The organism is Xenorhabdus bharatensis, assembly GCF_037996705.1.
Taxonomy (GTDB): domain Bacteria; phylum Pseudomonadota; class Gammaproteobacteria; order Enterobacterales; family Enterobacteriaceae; genus Xenorhabdus; species Xenorhabdus bharatensis.
The window spans coordinates 14,383-34,394 of sequence record NZ_JBBMXG010000031.1 but is presented as its reverse complement, the minus strand read 5'-3'; the positions used below and the strand labels follow the sequence as shown (position 1 = coordinate 34,394).

At 45.4% G+C, this 20,012-nt stretch carries 15 protein-coding genes and 2 pseudogenes; 7 read left to right on the top strand and 10 right to left on the bottom strand.

Features of this window, described 5'->3' with window-relative positions:
• The 3 genes and pseudogenes from AAC855_RS19870 to AAC855_RS19860 all read left to right on the top strand — a co-directional run.
• The coding region (locus AAC855_RS19870; protein ID WP_340611866.1) for a transposase at window positions 1-367 on the top strand (367 nt) is incomplete at its 5' end.
• Between the two features lie 178 nt (window positions 368-545).
• Window positions 546-831: pseudogene (locus tag AAC855_RS19865) on the top strand (type II toxin-antitoxin system RelE/ParE family toxin).
• The gene (locus tag AAC855_RS19860) at window positions 828-1,106 is read left to right on the top strand and encodes an addiction module antidote protein (protein ID WP_340611865.1); all 279 of its coding nucleotides are present in this window, start codon (window positions 828-830) and stop codon (window positions 1,104-1,106) included. Before AAC855_RS19865 ends, AAC855_RS19860 begins: the two are co-directional and overlap by 4 nt.
• A gap of 325 nt (window positions 1,107-1,431) precedes the next feature.
• On the opposite strand, the gene AAC855_RS19855 is transcribed toward AAC855_RS19860, so the two are convergent.
• The gene (locus tag AAC855_RS19855) at window positions 1,432-1,674 is read right to left on the bottom strand and encodes a HigA family addiction module antitoxin (RefSeq protein WP_340611864.1); all 243 of its coding nucleotides are present in this window, start codon (window positions 1,672-1,674) and stop codon (window positions 1,432-1,434) included.
• 274 nt (window positions 1,675-1,948) lie between these two features.
• Here AAC855_RS19855 and AAC855_RS19850 point away from each other — a divergent pair, with 274 nt between their 5' ends.
• The 3 genes from AAC855_RS19850 (at window position 1,949) to AAC855_RS19840 (ending at window position 4,010) form a co-directional block, all read left to right on the top strand.
• Window positions 1,949-2,719, top strand: coding sequence for a hypothetical protein (locus AAC855_RS19850; protein WP_340611862.1), 771 nt, complete (start codon window positions 1,949-1,951; stop codon window positions 2,717-2,719).
• Between the two features lie 459 nt (window positions 2,720-3,178).
• The gene (locus AAC855_RS19845) at window positions 3,179-3,502 is read left to right on the top strand and encodes an IS630 transposase-related protein (protein ID WP_340611861.1); all 324 of its coding nucleotides are present in this window, start codon (window positions 3,179-3,181) and stop codon (window positions 3,500-3,502) included.
• 22 nt (window positions 3,503-3,524) lie between these two features.
• Complete coding sequence (locus AAC855_RS19840; RefSeq protein ID WP_340611869.1) at window positions 3,525-4,010, top strand: IS630 family transposase; 486 nt, start codon at window positions 3,525-3,527, stop codon at window positions 4,008-4,010.
• Window positions 4,011-4,027: 17 nt separating this feature from the next.
• Here the strand turns inward: AAC855_RS19840 and AAC855_RS19835 are convergent.
• A pseudogene (locus tag AAC855_RS19835) lies at window positions 4,028-4,555 on the bottom strand (LysR family transcriptional regulator); the annotation flags it as partial.
• A gap of 100 nt (window positions 4,556-4,655) precedes the next feature.
• Here AAC855_RS19835 and AAC855_RS19830 point away from each other — a divergent pair.
• A complete protein-coding gene (locus AAC855_RS19830; RefSeq protein ID WP_340611860.1) occupies window positions 4,656-5,654 on the top strand; it encodes an aldo/keto reductase in 999 nt (332 codons plus the stop codon).
• 200 nt (window positions 5,655-5,854) lie between these two features.
• On the opposite strand, the gene AAC855_RS19825 is transcribed toward AAC855_RS19830, so the two are convergent.
• The 8 genes from AAC855_RS19825 to AAC855_RS19790 form a co-directional block, all read right to left on the bottom strand.
• Window positions 5,855-6,910 carry a FecCD family ABC transporter permease gene (locus AAC855_RS19825; RefSeq protein WP_340611858.1) on the bottom strand — a complete coding sequence of 352 codons (1,056 nt, stop codon included), beginning with the start codon at window positions 6,908-6,910 and terminating at the stop codon, window positions 5,855-5,857.
• Complete coding sequence (locus AAC855_RS19820; protein WP_340611857.1) at window positions 6,907-7,917, bottom strand: FecCD family ABC transporter permease; 1,011 nt, start codon at window positions 7,915-7,917, stop codon at window positions 6,907-6,909. The genes AAC855_RS19825 and AAC855_RS19820 overlap by 4 nt, the downstream gene beginning before the upstream one ends.
• Complete coding sequence (locus tag AAC855_RS19815) at window positions 7,914-8,717, bottom strand: ABC transporter ATP-binding protein (RefSeq protein ID WP_340611856.1); 804 nt, start codon at window positions 8,715-8,717, stop codon at window positions 7,914-7,916. Before AAC855_RS19815 ends, AAC855_RS19820 begins: the two co-directional genes overlap by 4 nt.
• Before the next feature lie 205 nt (window positions 8,718-8,922).
• Complete coding sequence (locus AAC855_RS19810) at window positions 8,923-10,083, bottom strand: histidine decarboxylase (RefSeq protein WP_340611854.1); 1,161 nt, start codon at window positions 10,081-10,083, stop codon at window positions 8,923-8,925.
• Window positions 10,061-11,416, bottom strand: coding sequence for a putative histamine N-monooxygenase (basC, locus tag AAC855_RS19805; RefSeq protein ID WP_340611853.1), 1,356 nt, complete (start codon window positions 11,414-11,416; stop codon window positions 10,061-10,063). Before basC ends, AAC855_RS19810 begins: the two co-directional genes overlap by 23 nt.
• 20 nt (window positions 11,417-11,436) lie before the next feature.
• Window positions 11,437-15,972, bottom strand: coding sequence for an amino acid adenylation domain-containing protein (locus AAC855_RS19800; RefSeq protein ID WP_340611852.1), 4,536 nt, complete (start codon window positions 15,970-15,972; stop codon window positions 11,437-11,439).
• A gap of 89 nt (window positions 15,973-16,061) precedes the next feature.
• On the bottom strand, window positions 16,062-17,021 hold the full coding sequence (locus AAC855_RS19795) for an ABC transporter substrate-binding protein (protein WP_340611851.1): 960 nt from the start codon (window positions 17,019-17,021) through the stop codon (window positions 16,062-16,064).
• An 87-nt stretch (window positions 17,022-17,108) separates the two neighbouring features.
• Window positions 17,109-19,952: a condensation domain-containing protein gene (locus AAC855_RS19790; protein WP_340611850.1), complete on the bottom strand. Its 2,844-nt coding sequence runs from the start codon at window positions 19,950-19,952 to the stop codon at window positions 17,109-17,111.
• Between the last annotated feature and the right edge of the window lie 60 nt (window positions 19,953-20,012).

Sequence of the window (20,012 nt, the reverse complement as noted above, 5' to 3'; positions counted from 1 at the left end):
CAAAGGCCGCATCAATGTCATTGGTGCGATCCTCAAAAAGACCTTCGTGACCTTAAGCTTATTTTCGGGAAGTATTAATGCGGATGTCTTTCACGCCTGGATGACACAAGACTTGCTGCCCAAGCTCCCAAGCGGTGCCGTGATTGTCATGGATAATGCCTCATTCCATAAACGGCATGACACGATAAAAGCGGTCGCAGACCACAGTTGCCTGTTGGAATGGTTACCCCCTTACAGCCCGGATTTGAATCCCATCGAACCGAAATGGGCTGAAGTCAAAGCGATAAGAAGGCGAGAAAGGTATTCAATTTATGAACTGTTTATGACGTATGTGAGGATATGCCCAATTATTTTGATTCATCTATAGCCCAGCACCGTCTCCGGCCTTGAACGGCGAGGAATAAAATCATGAATTATCTGTAAGGTTACGCAATGTTCTACTTTAAAAGTAAGGGCTGAAAATGCCCCTTCAATGTGTCAGATATATTTGACAGTCAGCCATTATGGTTATATTCTTTAATTATCGAAACATTAGGGGCAAGGGAATGATAACTGTATTAAGTACAGAAATATTTGATAACTGGATTGATGCCCTAAAAGACGATTCAGGCACGAATTCGCAGACTGAAAAATGGAAATTCTGGCGATATTGAGCCAGTAGGCGAAGGATTTTCAGAAATGCGGATTCATGAAGGTAAAGGCTACAGGGTTTATCTGAGAAAACACGGAAAAGTAATCGTTATTTTGTTGTGTGGTGGAGATAAAAGTACACAGCAAAAAGATATAGTCAGAGCAAAAGCCATTTACAAAGAGATTGAGGGGGAACTATGAAACTGAAAGAATACGATATTTCGGAACATTTGAACAGTGAAGAAGAAATGCAAATGTATCTTAATGAAATTATGGAAGATGGAGACCCAGTATTGGTACTGTCTGCGTTAGGTGATATTGCCAGAGCCAGAAACATGAGCCAGCTTTCTAGGGAAGTGGGTATGTCCAGAGAAGGGCTGTATCATGCGCTATCAGGAAAAGGCAATCCAACATTCAGCGCTATGATGAAAATAACAAAAGCACTAGGGCTGAAACTTCACTTCACAGGGGCTTAATTGCCCCTTTTTTATACCCTGTCAAGGGCACGTTAGGAGGCACACCAAATGCTACTATCAAAAGTTGGGAGCAAAAGCGCCGAAACCCTACCGGGCTGGCCGCAAAAGTGTTAGTCGTGATACAGGAAAATCCGACCTTGTTTAGTATTTTGTGTAATCGCCATTTTCGTTTAAACGTGACCGTCTAGACGGTCATTAAATTCAATCATAAAACGACTCATCGCAAGACGCCAATCTTGGATAGACATGGTCCATTTTTTATACGCGGCTTGGAGCAGTACCATCTGTTGATGGTTACTCAGGCTGGTGGAAGGGATAAAATCCCCTATTTATTGAGCGCTAAACTGTGCGCTTCCTGAAGTCTCAGCCACATTTCCGGCGTACTACCCAGCACGCTGGCTAAACGTTTCGCCATTTCTGGCGTGACCGCTGCGCGACCTTCCACTATACGCTCAATCGTTGAGGGAGGGGCATCCAGTGCCTGCGCAAGTTCTCTTAGACTCATATTTAAATGTGCCATCTCCTCAGAGATGTAACGCCCTATATGGGGTCGCCTATATCTAGCCATTTCAATGAGTTCCTTAACTCTAACTCTTGATGCTTCTAGTTCTATGAGAAATGAGGAGCATCACACAACACCATTGTGATGGAAAAAATTATCAATCATGCTGGTAATTTCATCATGAAGGAGTATACCTTGTACTCTAAAAAGGAGTGTGTGATATGGCTTTTTTTTGACGAATTGAAAGCATCCCTAGAAGAAGCCGTTGACAGTAAACTAGACTCACAATCAATCAGCCATGCCAGTTTTACTTATTATCTGAGTTAACAGGAGTAAGCTAATGAGTGACTTCTTTAAAATAAATCAAATGAATAAGTACTTCACTTTTGAAGATAAATTTGACAATAAACCGCGCCTTAATCTGTGTGCGCATGGTCAACCCGGTAATCTGCGGCTTCGTTCAGATGATGACTGGGATGATGTCTTCCTGAATTCAGATTCGGATGCACTCCATAACTTTTTTATGAAAATAGAGGCTCGTTATAAAAAAAAATTTGCGAAAAAATATTTTGGTTTCCTGCGCTTATTAAGCTGTTACTCCGCAGACAAGGGGCTATCAGAAAATAGACGCGAACTCGAATCTGTTGGCCGATTTTGTTCTAACTATTTCAAGCAAAGTAATCCTGATCTCATTACTCAGGCTTATCATGATAGGCTGCATTATCCTTTAATGAAGTTTAATCAAAGAGAAGGAAATTACGACATAAAGGTGGACAGAGAAAAAAGACAATTAATCAACCTACCTAGTCTGAAAGGAATACACGCGCTGTTTCATCGAAACGAAAATTATATCAACAATTCCGTAACAAACGATGAGGCAACAATTCAATTTCAGAAACAACGCTTTAACACGATGAATAAAAGTATTGGGAACGACATCGATCGCGTAGAACCGCTGACTAAACTCAATTTCACGGATAGGAATACTCAGATTCTTAGGAGAACTTCCATTCATGAAGTTTGGTTCAAAAAGGGGGAGATTATTCGGGAGTACGTGTCTACCATTTCACCCTATCCCAACATAAAAGTCACCTCTCCACAGGAGGAGTGACTACGTCACCGACAAGACAATGTATTTCATTGTTTATTCTCTCGTTCCTCCACCAGCTCGGGTATGACGCCTATTAAATCACAACAAGAGGAGGAGATTTTTTGAGTAATCATTAACAGGGAGATTGGCATTAAAATAACACCGGATAGAGGAAGACAGCCTTAATAGGGCTGTGATGATTTATCCGACCATTAATTAATAATACTGTATCATGATTTTTTATTGTTTCCGCAAAAGGAGGCGATATGAAAATATTATTGAGTCTTATCCTGCTAGGGTTATCGTTCATAACTTCTCCCGCCTTAGCTGCCAACAATTTTAAGATCTTTTTCCTTAATCAAACACAAAACCTATATCAATCCTTTTACCTGTCTCGATCTGGAACATCAGGCTGTATATAGCAGAATCATATTAATATGACATAATAGCTGGATTCACATAACAAAAGGATAAAGTGCAATGGGCTACAGTCTGGATTTTCGAAAGCGAGTATTGGCATACAAAGAAAAGTATTCGTTGACATTCGAACAAACGAGTCAGCATTTTGATATTTCTATGCGGACCTTATTTCGGTGGCATCACAAAATAGAACCCTGTGTGACACGGAATAAGCCGCCCACAAAAATCAGTGATGAAGCGCTTCTCACCGATGTCCAAAATTATCCCGATGATTATCAATGGGAAAGAGCAAAACGTCTGGGTGTTGCGCAGTCTGCTATCCACTACGCCTTGAAACGGCTGAAAATAACGGTCAAAAAAAACGCTAAGGCATCCCAACGCTGACGCTCAGGCGCGTCAGGCTTTTATCAAACGCATCGGCCACTATGAGCAAGCGGGGAAACCGATTGTTTATCTGGATGAAAGCGGTTTTGCCCAGTCGATGCCCCGTACACACGGCTATTCGGCGAAAGGGCGGCGCTGCTTCGGGACACACGATTGGCAGGCCAAAGGCCGCATCAATGTCATTGGTGCGATCCTCAAAAAGACCTTCGTGACCTTAAGCTTATTTTCGGGAAGCATTAATGCGGATGTCTTTCACGCCTGGATGACACAAGATTTGCTGCCCAAGCTCCCCAGCGGCGCCGTGATTGTCATGGATAATGCCTCATTCCATAAACGGCATGACACGATAAAAGCGGTAGCAGACCACGGCTGCCTGTTGGAATGGTTACCCCCTTACAGCCCGGATTTGAATCCTATCGAACCGAAATGGGCTGAAGTCAAAGCGATAAGACGGCGAGAGAGGTGTTCAATTGACGCGCTGTTTATGGAGCATGTGAAATGTGTCTAGTTATTCTGATTTATCTATACAAACTCTGGGCTGGCAACTGGTATAAGATTCAGTTTCGGGCCAAAAGGGATTGCAATCATATCTTTAGGTATATCCTGAGCATAACGTATACCGGCATTAAACCCTGATTCAATAAGGTTGATTTTCTTGTCAGTAGTGAAGATCTCCAACGTAATATTTGGATATTCTTTTTTGAAGGCTAAAAAATACTGTTGAAAGAAGAGTTCAAGTACTATTCGCGGCAGGTTTATTCTCACAATACCTTCTGGCTTCTCCTTATAATAATTAAGGCTATCGATAACACGTTTGAAGTCATCGAATACCGGAATGATATTGCGCAAAAACTCCTCTCCTACCTCAGTTAAAGAAAGACTTCGAGTTGAGCGATTCAGAAGCCTTACGCCCAGCTTTTCTTCGAGATTATTTATGGCGAAAGTCAAAGATGGGGGAGAAAGGTTCAGTTCTTTTGCTGCTTTTCGGAAACTCCCCAGTTTTACAATGAGAATTAATATTTTTATTTGTTGCAACTCAGGGAGATATTTCATTATTAACTTCTCTTTAATATTGCATTTTTTACATATGAATTGTTATGAACCTAAAGAAGGAATATAAATTTAGCATAGCTTAATAAATGAGGAAAAGAAGATGAAAAGGCGTTATCTGGGAAAGGATAAATTTTCCGTATCGGCTTTAGGGCTGGGTTGTATGGGAATGAGTTTTGCCTATGGCGGAGCTGAAGAAACACAGTCAGTTAATACTATTCACGCAGCAGTAGATATGGGAATAACCTTCCTTGATACTGCTGAAGTGTATGGTCCTTTTGAAAATGAAATACTGGTTGGGAGGGCTATCAGAGGCATCCGTGATAAAATCCAGATTGCGACAAAATTTGGCTTCCATATTCTGCCCACGGGGAATGGAATTGAACGTATGGCTGGTGTTGATAGCCGTCCAGAACATATCAGGGAAGCGGTTGAAGGTTCTTTGAAACGTCTCCGTATTGATACCATTGATCTGCTTTATCAGCACAGAGTCGATCCTTTTGTACCTGTCGAAGATGTTGTAGGCACAATGTCTGATTTGGTCAGAGAAGGGAAAATCCGCCATCTTGGCTTATCAGAAGTTTCAGCAGACACTCTGCGCAGAGCCAGTAAAGTACATCACATTACAGCAGTACAGAATGAATATTCTCTCTGGTCGCGTGAACCTGAAGAAAGCATTCTTCCGACCTGTCGTGAGCTGGGGGTGGGCTTTGTTCCTTATAGTCCTTTGGGAAGGGGGTTTCTAACCGGAAAAATTGCTGACCAGTCCGGTTTCGCTGATGATGATTTCCGCCGTCATCTCCCGCGTTTTCAACAGGAGGTCATGCAGCAAAACCGACAACTCCTCAGCAGACTGCAAGACATAACCGAGAAATATAAATGCACTTTAGCACAGCTTGCTTTAGCCTGGGTAATGAGCCAGAGGGATGATATTGTTCCCATCCCAGGGGCAAGAAAAATTGAGCATCTGAGTGATAATGTTGGTGCTGTCGAACTGTTCATTTCTGAAGATGATATTAAAATTATTAATGCTATTTTCACTCCCAAAAACATCCATGGATTACGATACAATCAGGGTGATTTTGACCTGATTGATAAATGATCGCCCGCCATAAATTTTCTGATCTGCTCTGCCTCGGAATAAAAGACCTGCATGAGCAAATAAACTTCAACACGGATAGGGGGAAGAATGGAAAAAACCATCACTGACAGTTTTCTATTCAGAAGAAGACGTTTCAGTGATGGTTTAAATGGCGTATGACCGAATAACGGGCACCACTCCACAACAGATACGACAAATGTTTAGCGTTTACGCAATGCGTTAAGCCGTATTGTCAGGATGAACAGGGGTACACCAATAAGTGTGAAGCTCAATCCGATAGGGATGAAGACGCCTGCTGGTGCTGCTTTCGTCATGATATCTGCCGCAATGACTAGATTGCCGCCCACCAGAGCGGAAAGAAACAAACGGGCGCGACCTGTAGCCGATGAAATAAAGCTGGCCAGATGCGGTGCCAGTATTCCTAAAAAACTCAATGGCCCTACTGCGGTGACAGATGCGGCACTTAATAAGACAGAGAATCCCATCAGCATCGGACGGGAATATTTGATAGGTTCTCCAAGGGACAAAGCAAGTTCGTTTCCAAGCTCATAGCGGTTTAACGCGGGGCCGATGAGCAGAATACCAATAATACTCAATAAGAATAATGGCATGAATGATGCAATAACTGACCAGCTGGCCTGAAACAGTGATCCTTCCATCCATCCAGCAAGATGCAGGGATAACTCTGTCGGTAGATAGAGAATAAGAAAAGAGCTGACTGAATTGAGAACGGACGAGACGGCAATCCCCATGAGTAAAATTGCCAAGCCACTTGCGCGATTATTGCCGACGAGTAAAGTCAGAAATAATGCAACAGCCAGTCCACCAGCTAATGCAGCAAGGACGATCAGTATGTTAGGTGCGGTGGGAACGAACGCCAGCAAGATGATGATCATGGTCATAGAACCCTGACTTATGCCAAAAAGACTGGGATCGGCCAAGGGGTTGCGAGCAATGGGTTGCAGAATAGCGCCGGCAAGGGCTGCGCACCAACCAACCATCAGCCCTAATAAAATATGCGGGATTCGTACAACCCAGAGTGCATAAAACTGGTGGTGTTCCAGAGAATTACCGAAAAGCATATGCAAGAATTCATATACACCGACGTCTGTAACGCCAACGCTTAAAGAAATCACGACGAGTATGATCGTAATGGTAAATAGACATAACCCGACTTTTATATCGAGGGTACGCATCTGTAATCCATTCGCAAAGCGTAATACTCTTTTTCCGTCTATTGCCTGACCGAACTTCATAACAATCTCGCTGATTTTGTTGAAAGGTAGCGCTTTCTGATGATCCAGATGAAAAACAGCCCACCCAAAAAATCCATCAGAATGCCGGTATGTATGATATAAGGCTGGAAGAGTGTCTGTGCACAAAGATTGGCGATCAGGCAGACACTTGCCCCTGTCAGAGCACAGGCGGGCAGCGATAGCATAAAGTTCTGTCCCACCAAAGGCTTGACAATATGAGGGACAACCAACCCGACGAAACCAATCGGCCCGCATATGGCAACAGCAGAACTGGATGCAACTATGGCGGCAATTAAGGCAATGCGCGAAACAAGCGTTGCATTCACGCCAATCGAATGCGCCTTTTCGTAACCGAGCAGAATGAGCGTCAGCGGACGTGCCAGTAATAAAAGCACGATGAAGGCCAGCAGACCGAACCACCAGAAATGGTGCAGTCTTGTGATATAAACATGATTGATAGCCCCTGCTAGCCAGCTCAAATACTCGGTTCGCGTTTCAGGGTAAGCGAGAAGAACAGCATTACTTACCCCAAGATAGAGCATCGCGATTAATGTGCCTGCCAGTATCAGCAACAAGTCGCGAGAAACAGCGTTAACACCCGACAGACGAGATATTAAAAGTGATGATAAAAAGCCAAATAGCCCCCCAAAAAGGGCTGCGATGCCTTGTAATGTCAAGTCGAGCGAAAAAACAATTGCACCAGTTACGACAAACAGGGTTGCCCCAGCATTGATGCCTAATGTCGATGAAGAAGCCAGCGGGTTGCGGATCAACCCTTGGAAAACAAGACCGCTGCATGCCATCACCGCACCGACATAAACAGAGATCAGCGCCCGTGGCAGTCGTTGGTATAAAATAACGGCTTGCTCATAGTTTTGCGGTTCAGATTGTGTTAAAGCGGCATAAATTTGCGAAAATGACGCAATATTCATACCGAAAGAAAGACTAAAAAAAAAGATTAGCAGTAATACAAAAGGTGCACATATAAAGAAAAAACGGGGTTTCATCGTGATACTCCCGACCGGTTTTCAGGGTGGTTGATGCCCGGATAAGGCTGGCAGATAAGGCTGCCGTTGTAACTGAAAATATCAGCCGGAATATCGAATACACGCTGGATATTATCTACTGTTATCGTTTTATTGACAGCACCAGCGGCAACGACGTTGCCAGTATTAAGCATCACAACATCATCGGCAAAAGTGGTTGTCAGATTTAAATCATGTAACACCACAACGATGGTTTTTCCGTGCTGGAGGGAGAGATCACGGATCAGTTTTAGCACGGTGTACTGATATTTGATATCTAAGTGGTTGACCGGCTCGTCCATAAGAATGATGTCTGTGTCCTGTGCAAGCACCATCGCTACCCAAGCCCGTTGGCGTTGGCCTCCTGACAGGGCACTGACCTGAGAATTGGCCTGATCAGCCAGGCCGACGATGTCTAATACATCATGAAACAGTTTGTGATCCCGCGCAGATGCCCCGCCGAAAAGAGAATGGCGCCCACAAGCCGCCAGTTCGATCAACTCTCCCAGTGTCATGTAGTCCGGGCAGTGGCACTCCTGTGGCAGATAAGCGATCTTTCGGGCCAGCGCTTTGCGACCTATCCCTGCAATCGGCTTACCTTCCAGTAGAATTTCTCCACTTTTCAGTGGAATGAAGCCCATGATGGACTTCAGAAGTGTTGACTTACCGCAGCCATTAGACCCGACGAGTGCGGTGATACGCCCTTGAGCAAAGTCTACTGACAAATCATGCAATACGGTTTTTTTGCCGTAAGTTGCGGTGATATTTCTTGCTGTAAGCACCAAAAGCTCCTTCAGTTATCTTATATAAAATAAATTGCAGTGACATGGTTAGGGTTTAGGCAGAAGACCAAAATCACCCTACCCATAACACAACAGAAAAAGGGTGGCTGTAATCGTATATCCGGCGAGTGGTCAGGTTACGGTTCGCTGCTTCCTTAATGCCACATAGCCTGAACATAGTCAGCTTTACTGTTATTTATTGTTTTTACTGCTCACATACAACATCACGCACGTTAACTATCTGGCGCGATTCAGCAATAACGTCATTGATCAATATATCAATTTTACGACTGTCGTGATGATGCGCCGTGGTTATTAAGTGTGCCGTATTTCCCGATGTTGCCAGACAATGCTTTTTCCAGACAGCGGGTGACGGGCATGGAAATACCACCGTAATGGAGTTGTCATGACACCAGGCATCTATCCCCGCAGACCGGAAACGTTTAACGGCATATTGTGCCATTCCCAGACAGCGTTTGACGCGGTGACGCCAATCGGCAAACGAGTGGCTGCGAATCGCCGCCCACATCATCAGTGGCGTCTGACCATTACGTGAACCTGAGATAGTCTTGTCCTGAGCCGAAATGTAATCGATATCAACGGAAATGCGTTCAACGTTTTTCCGTTTCGCAACAACAATTCCGCAAGGAATGGGAGAGCCTATCATTTTGTGCCCGGAGACACAGATTGAGTCGATACCATCGGCAAAGGTAAAGGGTTGCGGATCATCTACAAATGGCAGGATCATCCCACTTAAGGCGGCATCAGCATGCAGATAGTAATTCTCGCGGGCGATACCTGCTTGCTGCATACGCTGTTGAATGATTTTTATGTTATCCACTGCACCGCGCAATGTTGTGCCAATATTCGCAAAGATGATGGGATTTGGCTCTTTATGAGCGATGATTTTCTGTAGCAAGTCATGATCATCTATCTCACCGGTGGGTAAGGATTCCACTAAACAAGATTTGATACGCAATAATTTGACGATTTTTGCCACCGAATAATGAGTATCTTTTGAATAATAGAGCGTTCCATCCGGGAATAATTCTCGCCCCAGATAGCAGCCGAACATATTACCTTCCGTTCCTCCGTTGGTCACATAGCCCCAACTGTCTTCAAAAGGAATTTTGAACAGTTCAGCAAAGTATTTCATGACTTCTTTTTCGAATTCAAAGGAATTTAAAAGATAGTTGCACTCCGCTCCCCAGTCCCCGCAATTGTTGATAGAGAACTGCATGAATCTCTGTAAGTAAGAGTAATCAAAGTCTGAGGACTCAGGATAACCGATATTGAAATGCTGGTTTTTAACACAGTCATACCAAAATGCATCTAGCCTGTCCTTATCGGCAAGGGATAACGTCATCTTTATCTCCGATATTGTGATGTTCTGGCAGACCAAAGTTTTGGAATGACGAATTCTGAGGTAGACGATAATGCGCCCGGCCAAGAAGCTGGTTGGCAATGATACTATTACGATATGCGCCAAGCCCCAGATCAGGAGAACCAATTCCATGTTGGAAGATCTCAGCATTCTGCACGAATATAAGGCCTTTTCCTTTGTCAAGTCGTTGAGCGCTAAAGTCTTCTTTCACAATCAAATCACCATAGTCATCGGTGGCAAGTATCGTTTGTTTGAGTCCTTCTAGCCATTTGGGGCTGGTATGCTGATAACCTGTAGCAGCAACAATGGCGTCAGTTTCAATGGAACTGACTTCATCGAGCTGCTGATGACGGAAAACGATCCGCAATGTCCCTGAGTCTTCGCTATTTTCCACTTGCTCCACCTCGCAGTTTGAAACAAGCGAAAGACCCGGATCACGACCGCCGATGGAACGTTCATACAGAATATCGAAGATATCTGCGATAGTTGAGACGCTGATACCTTTATAAAGCCCCCCTTGACCCGATGCGATCGTGCGGCGTTTTTCTCTGCTTATGCTGTGGAAATGGTTCATGTAAGCAGGTGTAAAACATTCCTGACCGAGTTTCGAGGATTCCATCGGGTGAAAACCGGCAGAGCGGGTGATCCACTGAATTGAAGCACCGTTCTCTATCATTTCAGGAGTTAACGCACTATAAAGTGCCAGCACGCATTCGGCAGCACTTTGGCCTGAACCAATCACTGTGACACGTCGGCATGTTGAGAGTTGTGCTCGTTTGTTGATGAAGTCTGCCGAATGAAAGATAGGTGCTTTGGTTCGGATTTTAGCCCATTCAGGCAGAAACGGGGCTGTTCCTATACCAATGGCAAGGTTACGACTGTAGTACTGATGTGTCGAACGTGTGTGTGTCTTACTTTCAATAATGAAACGCTCAGATGTTGGATCATAATCCACATCAATGACATTTTCTCCAAACTGGCAGGAGGGAAGCTGTTGTGTCACCCAACGGCAATAATGGTCATATTCCTGACGTGGGATCTGAAATTTTTCATAGTAATAGAATTTATAAATACGGTCATGCTTATGAAGATAATTCAGGAAGCTCAGAGGATGTGTCGGGTCGGCCATCGTGACCAGATCGGCCAGAAATGGAACCTGTAATGTTGTACCCGGTAACAGAAGACCTTCATGCCAGCGAAACTCGGGCTTACGGTCGAGGAAAAGGCTGGTCAGATTAGAGTGTGACGAAAGCAGGGCCGCTAATCCCAGATTGAAAGGGCCGATACCAATACCAATAAGGTCAATATTATTCATGTTAATAATCCGAACTATTTTCAAAAGCGCAGAGATGCGTTCAGTTGCTGTTCAACCTCTGCGGCATTACGGCAACGCAGCAATTGTGGTAACGAAACCCCGATAGCAAATTCCTCGGAGATTCGTGCCGAAATTGTTTTCAGATGCTGGGGGCGTAATCCCATGCTGATGAAGTCGCTGGAAGCATCAAAATGGCTATTTTGTGATTTGCCGAGCACGTCCAGATAGATTTCCAGCACTTTCTTTTTCATTCCCGTCTCTTCTATCTCTGTTTGTTGCTCAGAGGAAGGATCTTGTCGAATAGGCGATGCTTCAGGCACAGATTCCATCAATAGGCTGCGTGCTTTAGGGCGGTCAGGTTTGCCATTTGGCGAGAGCGGTAATTCGGTGACCTGTAAGATCCGTGTGGGAACATGTGATGGAGGCAGGCATTGGCTGGCATATTTGCGCAATTCTGTACCTGACAAGGCTTCTTCTTTCAGCGGTACATAAAGTACGCCGATGGAGGTTTCACCATGCATTTCATCGCCATAATCCACCACAAGAATATGCTTAACCGATGGGTGACGAACCAGTTCATTCTCGATGTCCGGCAACGAAATACGTACTCCGCGCACCTTGACGTAACCGTTGACGCGGCTATCAAAAACAATAATGCCATCGTGACGGTAGTGCCCGTGATCACCGGTTCTGAACGCCCGGATGTCTTCTCCGTTCGTATCCTTGATGGTGATAAAATTGGTCTGGGTGAGCGTCCCGTTTTCCAGATAACCTAACGCGACATTGACGCCTGCCGTATGAATAAGACCAGTCACACCCACCGGACAGTGATTACCACACTCGTTCAACAGAAAGTAGCTGTTAGCAGGCAAGGGTTTCCCATAAGGGATCTGGCTGACATCATCTACCCCAATTTCGTGCCATATACTCCATATCGTCGTCTCAGTTGGCCCCCCTAACGAAATCAACCGCACTGACGGTAGAAGTGCGCGCAAGCTACCAATCACAGCCGGTTTGATATAATCACCACCTTGCGCAATCAGCCGCAGGCTTTTCAATTCATCACCCTGACGGCAAGCGAGGAGCATTTCTAAAATAGCAGGCACAGAGCACCATAGTGTGACTTTGTGTCTGGCAACTAACTGATTCCAGCACAGGGCATCCTTTTCTTCACCGACAGCGGGAAGAACCAGTGTTGCACCGGCGGTCAGGCAGCCAAAAACATCGAAGACTGACATATCATGATGCAAAGGTGTTACAGAAATGAAGACATCCTGAGGTGTGACAAACCACTCTTTAAGGGTACTGGTAATGACATTCGAGGTTGATTTATTGGATAAAACAACGCACTTTGGCCTTCCGGTTGTCCCTGATGTGTAGAGATAATAAGCTGGAGCTTCACTTGATGAGAGAGCGTCAAGCGGGAGTGGGCATTCTGCCAAAGGTTCGGCTGATAAGAGTATTTCAGGCGTTTCGGTCGGATGTTCAATACTTTCTCTTTTTGTCGTTACGACAAGATCCGGATGGCAATTTTCAAGGAGATAATGCAGCCGCTCTGATGGGGAATCTGCGTCTATCGGAACCCAGATCACTCCTGTTAATGCGCAGGCTAGAGTGACGGCTGTGTGTTCAGGCCCGCGATGCAGGCAAAGGGCGACAACGCTACCCCCAGAAAGCCCTTTTTCCCTGAAAGCGCCCATTATTCGACGTACATCATGGCCCAGATCAGCGTAACTGATATGTCTGTCGCCACAGATGAGTGCCGTTTTAGTGTTTTTGCTGTCGAAAATATTGGCGGCTATTTGGCTGAGAAATTTTCCGCAGTGAAAATCAGCTTCGATACCATTCAATCGATAGTGGTCTGTATCGATAATATTCTGGGCTGAAAGGGTGAATACGCCTGACGTTGCGATAGTTTGTATCGCCTTGCTGAGAGACCGTAAAATGTCTTGGACGAAAGCGGGACCAATTGCCGCAGTCGCATAATCGATGTCAAAAACAAGCTCTTTATCCGCATTGGTTGAAAAACGGATATCCATTGCGACTTGTGGTGTTTGAGTCAGCCCGCCATGCAACTGCATACCACTATCCTGACCTGATACCGGCCATGAAAGCCCGTTGGTAATGACGATAGGTAAAACAGGGCCTGCCCCATTTTTTTCAACCAGCATTCGGGTAATGTCGATACCTGAAAATGCAAGGTGTTCAATTCCTTCCATCACATCGTTCTGTAGGGTACCGGCTCGTTCCGAAAGGTTTCCCTGCTCAGTATTCCAGTTGACCACAATAAAACTTGAGCGATTACACAAAACACCAGAGATCTGCGGTGCCACGGGAATACCGATAGACAGATTCTTCTCTTCGCTCCAATGGGACAGAACCTCAAGCACCAACGCCATAATAGTGGAGTTTTTAAAAAGCGTTTGCTTAGTCCCTGCTTTTGATACTGCGGCATAATCTTCCCGGGTTACAATCAAACTTTGTCGTGCGTAGCAGGATGTGCCTATTTGCACCAATGGCTTTATCCACGGAAGTCGTGGGGCACCGCTGACAGCTTCAAGCTTTGTTTTCCAATAGGCTTCATCTATTTTGCGTTTTTCAGAGATATCGTTCTCATTCAAGGAGGCATCGGCACCCGCTACCAGTGATACTTTGCCCTCGAAAAGTTCTACCATCAGAGCCGCTATCGAGCGGCCGTCAAGGATCAGCGCGTCGAAACGAATAAACGCGATCAGATCATCCTTTTCTGATGGATTCTTTGGTAAACGGCATTCTGGTAAATGGAATAGAGTGATGTCCCACGGAGAACGATCCAAATCGCAAAGCGCATGTGCATATTCTTCACGGTGATTTTCTACATGAAGGAGAGCCTCTTCCCGTGACATAGCGTTCAGATCGACTTGGTGTAAATTGATATCGGCTTCTGCACTAACATATTGGACAAGCCGCTTGGCATCGATTCGGGTGCGCAAACTGTCATGACGCAGAACCATATCCTCTAGGTTATTTTGCAAACGTGCCAATTCGATGTTTCCGCGATATTCACGAAACTCTTGCATCGCGACGCCACCAAGCGGTAATTCTGCCCGTCGCCCAAGCAGATACGCCAGTTGAAGGGCGGTTAATGGTTTTTCCGTGTTATCCAACTTTTCCATATTGTTTTTCAGGCCAATATTGTTTTTCAGATCAATTTGCATAGTAGAATCAGCGGAGTTGATCTTGGTTGTTGATGATAAGGCTTCGAAACTGTTGACTGAAGAAGACATGACTTCATCGAATCGTTGCGGATGTGTGGCGATTTCACGGACGAAATTGACAAAATTGTCGAACATTGAGGTTATCCATGCTTCTGGCAGTATATCCAGTCGAATGTCCCAATTGATGAGAATGCCGCCATCGGCAGAAGCCACTTGCGCATCAAGTGCCACTTGCGGGCCTTGTGAAATCACCCAGTTCATAGAGCCAAATACCTGCTTGACGCGATCTGAGAGAAGTTCTTCTCCTGGCATATCCAGAGCTGCGGTGAAAACGACGGGAGTTAATTGCGTTGCACTATGGTGCCGGGAAAGATCACGCATCAGGTTCACCCCCGGATACGCCGAGTGAGCGAGTAAATCAGTCAGTTGCTCGCCAAGCTGTTTACTAAGATCAGCAGGGCTTTCAGCTCCATTGATATCAACGCCGAGGATAAGCACGTTAGAGAAATCGCCGACAATTTTCTCTACATCATCCACATGGGGAGAACGCCAGAACATCGGCACATTGAGGCGAAAGCGCTGATCTCCGGTATGCCGTCCAAGAATAATGGAGAAAAGCCCCAACATCAGGCTCGACAGGGTTATCTTGTGTATACGGGCAAGTCTTTTCAGTGCCTGACGTTCGTCTGGCTGAAGCCATGCCGCTAAACGATGGCTGCGAACCTGATCAGACTGAGTTTTGTTAATAGGTAGAGTAGGGGCTGGTGGAATATGTGGAATACGCGAACGCCACCAGATTCTATCCCTTTCACGGGCCGCTTTCAGGTGGGGATCGGTGCGCACTTGATCGCACCATTCGAAATAGGATGCTATTACCGGAGCTGGCTGGTCTGGATTATCATAAAATATCGCCAGATCTTCCATTAATATCCGGAAACTTGAAGGATCGATAGCGATCATATCCGTATCAACATGCAGGCGAAATTTTTCGCCATCCAGCAGACTGAGCGAGAAGCGGGATGCCTGACCGGAAGCAAGATCCAGTTTCTGATGCGTCCACTCTGTGCGTTTAACAAGCAGTAACTTTTCCACTTCCTGTGCTGTTAATCCCCGAAAGTCGTCGATCTCCACCGATAATGGCTTATTGGACGAAGTCACAGACTGAAGACCTTCAGAATCAATTGAAAGCCTTAACATAGGATGTAGAGAACAAACGCGTTCCAGAGCCCGTTTCAATCGGCTCTCTTCAATGTCATCGCCATCGAACTCAGCATAAAGATGCGCGGCAACGCCTCCCAGAGCGGCCTGAACATGACGCCCGACCCAGTAAGCTGCCTGCATTGAGGTTAATTCTCTCATAGTTTATTCACGTAGTTGAAAATACTGTTAAATAGGTACAAATATAAAAATAGGTTGAATGCGAGCAGCCTCTGGCGAGCAAGATCATTTTATTGCTTCGACTTAGCCCATTCTCCCACGGCTTTAAGCGTATGTTCTGCACTGGCAAATGTGGGGGTAAACACTTCACCGGCATTAAGAAAAACAATTCGTTTTTCGCGAGCGGGTTTCATGTAATGCGCCCATCCGGGGACAACCCGATCAAGGGCGGAACGAATAGCCTTCTCATCGTGCTCTTTGCTGCCCCAACTGTTGAGCACGACCAGAACATCCGGATTAAGCTCGCCTAATTTATCTGCGCTCAACTGTAGAAGTAGTTGGGATGAATTGTCTGAAAGGCCGCTTTGTGTTGAGAGATTCAGGCGGGTGAAACCAAGATCTTCCAATGCCTGAGTGAAGCCGGTTGCTTCACCAACGACATTGATCTGATCTGTGACAAGGATTGGCAGATAAGTCTGATTAGCCGGGTTTTCCGGCAAGAGGGCGCGCGTTGTGGCGACGCGTTGTAAATACATATCCCGTCGTTTTTGAAAGCTTTGCTCATGTCCGGTTAGTTGAGCCAGATTTTCTTCAATATGAAAATTGTGGGATTTGCCAGAAAGGAAATTTTGCAGATAGACAGGGGCGATCGTTGAAAGTTGTTTTACTTTGTCGATATCAAATTCTGTGCCGATAATGAGGTCGGGTTTAAGCGCGTAAAGTTTTTCCAGATCAATTTCTCGGCCGGCACCAATGCCTTTTGGTTTTGTGCGCCCTTTACCCAGTACAGTATCGACGAAATCTGTCCCAAGCTGATAGACACCATCTTCCGTGCGCCCGTAACTGCCTACAGGTTCAACACCCAGCTCCATTAAGGGCAGGCCGATGGCTGGCTCGCTCATAACCACAATACGCTGTGGTGCCTCAGGAATAATGACATCTCGCCCCAAGGTATCCGTAACCTGCCGTGATGCGGCAAAGGCCGATGTTCCCATCAGGCACATTAATATTACAGTAATAGCAGATCGCATAATGTTTTCTCTTTCAGAACGGATCAGGATGATATGAGCCAGTCAGGTATACTGGCCGACTCACGTTAATAATGGTTGTTATAGACATCACACCGTAACTTGAGCAAGGGGAAGGTGTGAGGCCTCTGGCGTGGTGAAGAATGAGAAAACTTTCTCTATTGTTTCACAGAGGCGTTGGACTAGTTCTTCAGGGTAACGCTCCTCACGGTAAGTGATGACCAACCGCATTATTCTTTCGCCATCAATGACATCTTCCATGATTTCGAACTGAAGACCGAACATGGATTCTTTTTTATCGGGATCGATCTGCCGATAGCGTATATCGTTACCCAGCGGGGTTTTAAGTACACCGTTCAATGCATTATTGGCATGAATCTGAATATAAACATCGAAGATTAGCCCTTCCTCAGGTGTCATCCCCAACGATTGTTGAATAAGATCGAGTGGCACATCTGCATACGGCATTGAGTTATTGATAGTATCTCTGGTGTCTTCAATCAATGTACCGACGGGTTTTTCCGGATAGAATTGCAGCCGGTGTGCAACCATGGTGGTGAAATAGCCGACTGTTTCATAAGTATCGTGTTCGGTTCGGCCCGATGCAGAAGTCCCTATCACGATATCCTTCAGATTACCGAGTTTATGCAGCGAAAGCGCAATTGCAGCGTAGACGATACTGAACAGAGATGCGCTATTTTGCCGGGCAAAGGAATAAAGGCGATGAGTAATTTCAGGTTTGGGTTTGTATTCGATCCAGCCGGCTTTCGATGAGCTTTCATGCGCTGCAACAGTTTTCTGGTTGTCAGATAAAGTGAGTGCTAACCCGCGAGTTGCATCACGCAACATGTTCGTCCAGTAATCGAGGTGCTTTTGATTAAAGCCGTTCGCCTGCTGTTGCAGGGCAAATTGATGGAATGATAATACGTTTTTTTTCCAGATAGGGGCCACATCGGAAGAACGTGATAAATAGGCTTGGGAGAGTTCATCCATCAGAACATTCAGTGACCATTCATCAATAACCATATGGTGAACCAGAAACGATAATATCTGACGCCCGGTTTCCGGATTACGGAGTAGCCGTATTCTGATTGGCAATTCACGGGAAAGATCGAACGTATAAGTTGCTTCGTCATCAAGGTGTACACCTTGGTTTTCGTGACTGAACCAGAACCACTTATAATCACGTATATCCAACATCGCGACAATCTGCTGACAAACGTCATCATTCTGAACATAGAACAGGGTACGCAGACTGGAATGGCGTTCTATAAGATCAGAAAAAACCTGTTCAAGGATTGTCTCATCAACTTCATCAAGAAAATCCAGAGCGAATGGCAGGTTGAAAATAGTGCCAAACTCATAAGCCTTATAGGCATTCCAGAGAGACGTTTGTGCCAGTGCCAATGGCGCCGTTAAATGATCGTTCTGTGCCGAAGATATGGAACCTTTATCCTGATTTTTTCTGACTGCGCGGGATGCCAGCGCAGCTGCTGAAGGATGGCTGAAGAAATCACCAAAGTGTACTTCCAGACCGTGCGTACCTAGCAATTTGCCGATAATACGTGTCGCCAGCAGAGAATGACCGCCACAATCAAAAAAATCATCCTCCAGTGCCATATCTGTCATCGCTAAAGCGTCACGGAATTCGGACAGGATTATTGTTGCTATCTCATCATTGCCAACGGAGATCTCTTTGCTGGTGGCATTATGTGTAGAAGATATATCCGGGCCAGATACAGGTTTCGCGGCTAAGCCCGTAATTGCATCTTCCGTACCTTTTAGAAAGGACACAAAACGGCTCATCAAGAACTCGCCGGCATGGCTGGAAACCGACTGACCGGTTGTTAATATCAGGCTCATTTCTGCTGTATTTTCATACGCCATGGCCAGCTCAAAATCAGGCCGCATTTCATAGGTGGGTAACAGAATTGACTGGCTCAGTAAGTTCTGTTGTTCAACCAGATCGTTCGGATGAGATAACAACCGAACATATACCTCCGGTTCATCATTCTCTGTTACGGGAGCACCAGAGAGAAAGTTGTCTTCGTCTGGTGGTGCCTGAAGCTTATCCATGATGGCGCTGATAATCTGTGTTTCTGCCATGTCAGGTTCGATAACAAGGCGACGGAACCCGTCCGGCTGTAACAGACACAGTGCGATCTTTTCTTGGCCTCCGAGCAAAGCGATGAATTGGGCAAACCGAGCTGAAATAAGCGCCGGCACACAATGAGGTAATCTGTCGTGAGGAAGGGATTTTTCCAGTTCATTAATTTTAATCCCGGTTTTCCAACGCAGTGCGAGCCTGTCTTTATTCCGGTAGGTTTCCTCACCAAAAGAGGAGTGAATGGTCGCTTTTTCATGGTCTTGAGCGCATAGCCAAGAAACAGCTGAAGTTGCCTTTCCATCATACGGTAATAAAGAAACACGTTTTAGAGGTGGAGATTTTACTAAGTGACCAGCATAAGCGCGGATCAGCATTTCGAGAATTTCGGTTTCATGGCAAGTTTGCGCCAGTATCTCATGCAAGATAAGCGCTAAAACAACTTTTTCATTTCTTTGTATTATCAATACATTGAAAGGTGAATTCTGTTCAGGGTTCCAGACAGATGCTTGCACAGTTAGCATTTTTTTGAGCATGTCTGAATGTGAACTGGCATGGAAAAACTGAAGGCACGATTGCCAGCTGGCAGCTCGGGTTTTATGCAATTCACCGTCATCATTTAACTCATAACGTACGTTCAAATCCGGTATTGCTTCAACAACAGATTGGAAAGCCTGCACCATCATTGAAATATTAACATCGTCATGAAGCTGCCAGGCTGAGAGCTGTTTAAGTACGCGGTCAGGATACTGTTGCTGGAGTAACCAGATATGTTCTTCATAACGGGATACGGCTACGTGCGATAACTTTCCTGAATCAATGTTCAACATAAAAAATCCCGCTTTATCAAACGAATTAGTTGTTTTTTTGAGTGCATGAATACGGGTTAA

What these genes read in the sequence shown, in the direction of transcription:
- AAC855_RS19860 (WP_340611865.1), top strand. Translation starts at nt 828, where the DNA reads ATGAAACTGAAAGAATACGATATTTCGGAACATTTGAACAGTGAAGAA.
- AAC855_RS19855 (WP_340611864.1), bottom strand. Translation starts at nt 1,674, where the DNA reads ATGGCTAGATATAGGCGACCCCATATAGGGCGTTACATCTCTGAGGAG.
- AAC855_RS19850 (WP_340611862.1), top strand. Translation starts at nt 1,949, where the DNA reads ATGAGTGACTTCTTTAAAATAAATCAAATGAATAAGTACTTCACTTTT.
- AAC855_RS19845 (WP_340611861.1), top strand. Translation starts at nt 3,179, where the DNA reads ATGGGCTACAGTCTGGATTTTCGAAAGCGAGTATTGGCATACAAAGAA.
- AAC855_RS19830 (WP_340611860.1), top strand. Translation starts at nt 4,656, where the DNA reads ATGAAAAGGCGTTATCTGGGAAAGGATAAATTTTCCGTATCGGCTTTA.
- AAC855_RS19825 (WP_340611858.1), bottom strand. Translation starts at nt 6,910, where the DNA reads ATGAAGTTCGGTCAGGCAATAGACGGAAAAAGAGTATTACGCTTTGCG.
- AAC855_RS19820 (WP_340611857.1), bottom strand. Translation starts at nt 7,917, where the DNA reads ATGAAACCCCGTTTTTTCTTTATATGTGCACCTTTTGTATTACTGCTA.
- AAC855_RS19810 (WP_340611854.1), bottom strand. Translation starts at nt 10,083, where the DNA reads ATGACGTTATCCCTTGCCGATAAGGACAGGCTAGATGCATTTTGGTAT.
- basC (WP_340611853.1), bottom strand. Translation starts at nt 11,416, where the DNA reads ATGAATAATATTGACCTTATTGGTATTGGTATCGGCCCTTTCAATCTG.
- AAC855_RS19800 (WP_340611852.1), bottom strand. Translation starts at nt 15,972, where the DNA reads ATGAGAGAATTAACCTCAATGCAGGCAGCTTACTGGGTCGGGCGTCAT.
- AAC855_RS19795 (WP_340611851.1), bottom strand. Translation starts at nt 17,021, where the DNA reads ATGCGATCTGCTATTACTGTAATATTAATGTGCCTGATGGGAACATCG.
- AAC855_RS19790 (WP_340611850.1), bottom strand. Translation starts at nt 19,952, where the DNA reads ATGTTGAACATTGATTCAGGAAAGTTATCGCACGTAGCCGTATCCCGT.